We start from the raw sequence: 6173 nt of genomic DNA on the forward strand, positions 1-6173 counted from the left end.
CGTGCTGTGGGTGGTAGCCGACGCCGGGGACCGTGGGGTGGTCGACCGGCGGATGGTGGAAGGCGTGCACCGCTTCTGCCTAGACCCGGCAGAAGCGGCCAGCGGCCATTGCACACATCACCTCGGCAGCGGGAGCGGCGGCAGCAACTGAGGTGTCGCCGTTTCCGAGCCGCCCCCGGTGTCGCCGCCCGTCGCCGTGTCCTCGTCCGAGTCACCGGCGTCGGGGTCCTGCGTGGAGACGACCACCGTGCTGCCGGCCTCCACCTCGCTCCCCGCCTGCGGGGTGCTCGACGTCACCAGCGCGTCGGACGCCTGGGAGTAGCCGGTCGCGACGGCCACCCGGAGGCCGAGTGCGCTCAGTTCGTCCTGGACCTCGGCGAGCGTCTTGCCGGTGATGTCGGCGGGGACCTGCACGGTCTGGACCGCCTTGGCGACCTTGACGTCGACCGACGTGCCCGGGTCGACCTCCTCGCCCGAGGCGACGCTCTGTCCGACCACGGTCCCGGACTCCGCTCCGCTCTCCACCTCGGTCGTGCTGCCCAGCTTGAGGTTCTGCTCGGCGAGCAGTTTCCTGGCCTCGTCGACGGTCGCACCGGACAGGTCGGGGACGGTGGCCTTCTCCGCTTCTCTCGCCACCCGGAGGACCACCTCGGTCCCCTTCTCGGCCCGTTCGCCCCCGCCGGGGCTCTGCGTGAGGACGGTTCCGGGATCGTCCTGGGACTCGACGTACCGCAGCTTCACGGCGAAGCCCTTGTCCGCAAGGATCCGTGACGCGTCGCCCTTGTCCTTGTCCGTCACGTCCGGCACCTCGACCTTGGGCGCGCCGGTGGAGACGGTCACCGCGACCGCCTCGCCCTTGGCCAACTCCCCGCTCTCCGGGCTCTGTTCGCAGATGTGACCCTTCGGCTGGTCGGCACAGGGTTCCCGCTTGTCGACGGTGACCGTGAGGTCGACGTTGGCCGCCGTACGCCGGGCCTCCTCAAGCGTCCGCCCCACCAGGTCGGGCACATCGGCCTTGCCGTCGTCGGGCGCGCTCTGCCCGAACATGAACCAGCCCAGTATCAGGGCCAGTACGAGGACGATCGCGCCCGCCGAGATCAGCGGGAGGCTTCCCCTGCGACGCCGGCGCTCCTCCCTGTCGACATCGGCGTCCGGCAAGTCGTTCGCCGGCTGCGGGAGTCCGATACCGGCCGCGGGCGGTCCCGACCCGAGGTACGCCTCTATGTCGGCGAGCATGTGCTCCGCCGACTGGTAGCGGCTCGCGGCGTCCTTCTCCAGGGCGCGCAGCACGATCGCGTCCACCTGCGGGCCGACGTCGGGGTTGTACAGGCTCGGCGGGCGCGGGGTCTCCTGGATGTGCTGGTACATGACCGACATCGGTGTCTCGCCGGTGAACGGCGGCCGGAGAGTGAGGAGTTCGTACAACAGGCAGCCGGTGGAGTACAGGTCGCAGCGCGCGTCGGTCTCCCGCCCCATGGCCTGTTCCGGCGAGAGGTACAGGGCGGTGCCGAGCACGGCGGACGTCTGTGTCATACCGACGTCCCGTTCGTCGCGGGCGATCCCGAAGTCCATCACCTTGACCTCTCCGGCCCAGGTCAGCATCACATTGGCCGGCTTGATGTCCCGGTGCACGATGCCGTGCCGGTGGGAGTGGTCGAGGGCTCGCAGAACTCCGGCCGTGATCTCCAGGGCGCGCTCGACGGTCAGCGAAGGCCCGGAGTGCAGGGTCTCGCGCAGGGTCGTCCCGTCGACGTACTCCATGACGAGGTACGGGAGTTGACCGCCGTAGGTCATGTCCTCCCCGGTGTCGTACACCGCCGCGATGGACGGGTGGTTGAGCGACGCGGTGGACTGCGCCTCCCTCCGGAACCGCTCCTGAAGGACCGGTTCGTGGGCCAGGTCTACGCGCAGGGTCTTCACGGCCACGCTGCGGTCGAGCCGGAGGTCGTGTGCGAGACGCACCTCGGCCATACCGCCGGAGCCGAGGAGAAGGCGCAGCTCGTACCGGCCGCCGAGGAGGGCCACCGGGTGCCCCTGGTGGGGAATGGTCAGGTCGTCTGGTTCGCCGAGGTTCACTGCGCTTCTCCACAGAGGTCGGGATTCAGGCCGCCGGCAGGGCGCGGCGGCGAGGAGCACAGGTCTGATAATTGCACACCGACGGGCAACTACGACCCCTTGACGCACCACCAGTCTGATGTTTTCATCAACTTTGATCCAGTGGCCCATTCGAGCGCTCAGGGACGGGCGCTCGAAGCCCGCGCCCGCTCGCTCCGTTCAGGAGCACCGGCCTTCGACGGGCAGCCACCCGAGCCGGATCATTCTGGAGGGCTTCGCGATGCCGAAAGACGCGATTCCGTACGACTACACAGCGCCACCGGTACGTATCCGCGCGGTGATGGACGAGGCGGTCGGCAGGCTGTCGAGGGTGGACGAGCTGGTGGCCGAACTACCGGAGACTCCGCCACGCACACCTGACGAGGACGGCGGTGAGGAGCGGCTGGGAGAGGTCACCGTCACGCACCGCTTCGTCGACGCTCCGGGTGACGGCGAGACCGTGCGCTGGCACTTCGTCGAAGCCGGCCCCTCGCATGCTCCCGTGGTCGTCTTCCTCCACGGCGTACCCGACTCCTGGTGGCAGTGGCACTACGCGCTTGAGGCTCTCGGCGCCGACTACCGCTGCCTGGCCATCGACCTGAAGGGCTACGGGCAGTCGGAGAAGGGCACCGGAGACTTCCGTCAGGAAGGGGTCGCCGCCCAGCTCGAAGCCCTGCTGGACCAGCTCGGGATCGGGCGGTTCAGCCTGGTCACGCACGACCGGGGCACTCCGGTGGGCGACCACCTCGTGGCGCGGGCGGGCCACCGCGTCCTCCGCTACGGCCGGGGACAGCAGCACCTCTGGCATCTCCACCCCGACCTCCACCCGCAGCAGGCGGTCTTCACCTCGCCCGACGCTCCGGCCACCCTCGCCGATGCCCGTCGGTTCGTGGTCACCGCCTACTCGCTGCTCGCCGAACGCGCCGTGAGGACTTCGGACTTGGTCCGAACCGTGCAGGAGTTCGACTACGACGGCATCAGCACGGCCGTCCCCCGCTACTTCAACTCCTCGTCGTTCCGCCAGGAATGGATCGAGCGGCGCACCCGGCTCATTCCCCGGTGGAAGTGCCCCGTTCTGCTGCTGCAGGGAGCGGACGACCCGCTGCAGCCCCGCGAGTTCTACACCGATCCGGACATCGCGGCGAAACTCCCGCCGGGAAGCGGTGTGCACCTCTTCGACTCCGGCCACTTCTGGCCTTTCGAAGCCCCGGAAGAGATGGTCGGTGTCCTGCGGGACTTCCTGAAGTAGCGAGGGCGCGCGCCGAACGCCGGCCTGGCCCGCGGTCTCCCCGGCCGGCTACGCCGACTCGCGCAACCTCAACTCCGCCCCCACCGCCAGTTCGTCACGGCTGAGCGGGCCGCTTCCGGTCAGCAGTCGGGCCGCCTGTTCGACGGCCAGGGCGCCGAGTCCGCGGGTGTCCAGGGCGACGGTCGTCAGCGGCGGTTCGACGAGCGAGCCGAGGCGGAGGCCGTCGAAGCCGATCACGGCGAGGTCGCGGGGCACCTCCCGGCCGAGGCGGCGGGCAGCGCGCAGGGCGCCGATGGCGATGATGTCGTTGAAGGTGAACACGGCGGTCACGTCGGGGTGGGCGACGAGGAGTTCGCGCAGGGCGGCCTCGCCGCCCTCGACGCTCTGGTCCGCCCGGCTCACCGCTCCGGCGTCCAGTCCGCAGGCGGACATCGCCGCGTCGAACCAGTGGTGGCGGATGCTCGGCCTGGACCGCTCGGCGTGGTCGAGCATGCCGATGCGCCGGTGGCCGGCCCCGACGAGATGCCGGATCGCGGCGTGGACGCCCTCCTCGCCTTCGATCCGGATCGAGCTGAAGCGTTCGGTGCGGTGTTCGCGGTCGATGAGCACCACGGGCAGCCCTCGGGTCAGCTTGTCGATCTCGTCCTCCGGCAGGCTGAGGTAGCCGACCACGGCGTCCACCTGCGAGGCGATCACTTCGAGGGTGCCGCGCTCCTCCTCCATACGGTCGCCGGTGTCGTAGACGACGACGTGCCACTCGCGTGCCCGTGCCGCGTCCAGTGCGGCGGCGGCGACCTCGGTGAAGAAGGGGTTGAGCAGGTCGGGGATGACGAGTCCGACACTGATCGTGTCCTGGCGGACCAGGCCCCGCGCGAAGCGGCTGGGCCGGTATCCCAGCGCGAGGGCGGCGTCCAGGACACGCTGCTTGGTGGAGACGCCGATCTCGTCCTTGTCGTTGAGCGCCCGTGACACGGTCTGCCGGGAGACTCCGGCGCTCCGGGCCACATCGTCGATCGTGACCCTGCGGGGTCCGCTCCCCGACGACGCCATCACTCACCTCCGCTTGTCGCCGACGCGCTCGCCTCGGCGGGGGCACCGAGTATGCCCCGGGCCCAAGTTGTGGTGCGACCGTGTGTACGGGCGCTTGTGTCACTCGAGAGTCTTGACACTCGGTGGTACCCGAGCGCACACTCCCAATCAATTCAGAACAACTGCTCCGTTACCGCTCCCGTTACCGCTCCCGTTACCGCTCCCGTGAGCGCTCACGTTACCGCTCACGGTCCCTGATTCCAACAGGATTCCAACCAGAAGGCATCCGCCTGAGGTGTCAACGTCGACCCGCCTAGCACCGTCGCTAGTCGTTCTCTGGAACGGAAGATATGAGCACCACAATCACGCGTAACCGCCTCGCCGTCGTCGCCGCGGCCGCAAGCATCGCCCTGCTCGCCGGATGTTCGTCGTCCGACGACTCCTCGGACAAGTCGTCCGCGGCCTCCTGTGAGCCCTCGAAGGGCAAGGTCACTCTCCAGTACTGGAACACCGTCAATGGCATGGACAAGGTCGTCGACCTCTGGAACAAGTCACACCCGAACATCCAGGTCCAGACGAAGAACATCTCCAACGACCAGTACGGCGCCATCGGCAACGCGCTGAAGGCCGGCAAGGCACCGGACCTCGCTCAGGTCGGCTACGACGAGCTGCCGACCCTGCGCTCCCAGGACGCCTTCGTGGACGCCTCGGCCTGCAAGACGGCCGCCGCCGCCAAGTCGAAGTTCGTCCCGTGGACCTGGTCGCAGGCCAGCTTCGGTGACACCGGGGTGTTCGCCCTCCCGCAGGACACCGGTCCGATGGCCATGTACGTACGCACGGACCTCTTCAAGAAGTACGACGTCGCGGTCCCGACGACCTGGGACGAGTACCTCACCGCCGCCCAGAAGCTGCACAAGGCGGACCCGAAGCTCACCATCACGTTCTTCGACCCGAACAACGCCGAGTGGTTCAACGGGCTCCTCTGGCAGAACAACGCGAACATGTACAGCTACTCCGGCGACAAGTGGCACGTCACCGTGGAGTCGGACAAGAGCAAGCAGGTCGCCGACTACTGGCAGAAGCTGATCTCCGACAAGCTCGTGCGCACCGACGTCGCCAACGGGTCGACGCAGATGTACGCCGCCTACCAGGACAACCAGATCGCCACCCAGATCGGTGCCGCCTGGGGCTACACGGGTCTGCGGGACAACCTCCCCAAGCAGGCGGGCAAGTGGTCGATCGTCCCGATGCCGACCTGGGGATCGAACGGTACGTCCGGCGACTGGGGCGGCTCCACCGTCGCGTTCATGAAGGGCAGCAAGCACCTCTACGAGTCGGCCGAGTTCAACAACTGGCTCAACACCGACCCCGCGGCGCTCGCGATGGAGAACGAGCTGGGCGGTCTGTACCCGGCGGCCAACGACGGCCTGAAGCTCCCGGCGCTGTCCAAGGGTGTGCCGTACTACAACAACCAGAAGATCTTCGACGTCTTCGCCGACTCGTCCAAGAAGATCGACACGGACTTCTCCTGGGGTCCCACCCAGAAGACGGTGAACCTGGCGCTGCAGGACGCGATCGCCAAGGCGGCGGGCGGTGACGGCACCCTGTCCGACGCGCTCGCGACCGCCCAGGCAGCCGCGCTGAAGTCGATGAAGGATCTGGCGATCCCGGCAACGGCGGGCAAGTGACGCAAGCATGACCGACATCGCCACCCGTCCCGCCGACGCGGTGTCATCACCGTCCGGGGGCCGCCGACGTCCACGCGGTAGACGGAGGCGGGCGCCAGCCCGACCACCTCGCC

The 6173-nt window shown here is 68.6% G+C and carries 4 protein-coding genes and 1 pseudogene; 2 read left to right on the forward strand and 3 right to left on the reverse strand.

Annotation, left to right across the window (positions count from 1 at the left end):
• Both ACWDR3_RS46870 and ACWDR3_RS46875 read right to left on the reverse strand, forming a co-directional pair.
• Positions 1 to 73: pseudogene (locus tag ACWDR3_RS46870) on the reverse strand (dienelactone hydrolase family protein); the annotation flags it as partial.
• Between the two features lie 44 nt (positions 74 to 117).
• Entirely contained in the window at positions 118 to 2076 is a 1959-nt protein-coding gene (locus tag ACWDR3_RS46875) for a PASTA domain-containing protein (protein WP_450358813.1), read from the reverse strand.
• Between the two features lie 259 nt (positions 2077 to 2335).
• Here ACWDR3_RS46875 and ACWDR3_RS46880 point away from each other — a divergent pair, with 259 nt between their 5' ends.
• Positions 2336 to 3343: an alpha/beta fold hydrolase gene (locus ACWDR3_RS46880; protein ID WP_450358814.1), complete on the forward strand. Its 1008-nt coding sequence runs from the start codon at positions 2336 to 2338 to the stop codon at positions 3341 to 3343.
• A gap of 48 nt (positions 3344 to 3391) precedes the next feature.
• Here ACWDR3_RS46880 and ACWDR3_RS46885 read toward each other — a convergent pair whose 3' ends face one another.
• A complete protein-coding gene (locus tag ACWDR3_RS46885; RefSeq protein ID WP_450358815.1) occupies positions 3392 to 4393 on the reverse strand; it encodes a LacI family DNA-binding transcriptional regulator in 1002 nt (333 codons plus the stop codon).
• 329 nt (positions 4394 to 4722) lie between these two features.
• Between ACWDR3_RS46885 and ACWDR3_RS46890 the strand changes: the two genes are divergently transcribed.
• Positions 4723 to 6060 (forward strand): ABC transporter substrate-binding protein, encoded by a 1338-nt coding sequence (locus tag ACWDR3_RS46890; RefSeq protein WP_450358816.1) that lies wholly within the window; start codon positions 4723 to 4725, stop codon positions 6058 to 6060.
• Positions 6061 to 6173: the final 113 nt, after the last annotated feature.

The sequence above is a fragment of the Streptomyces sp. NPDC001002 genome, from assembly GCF_053599215.1.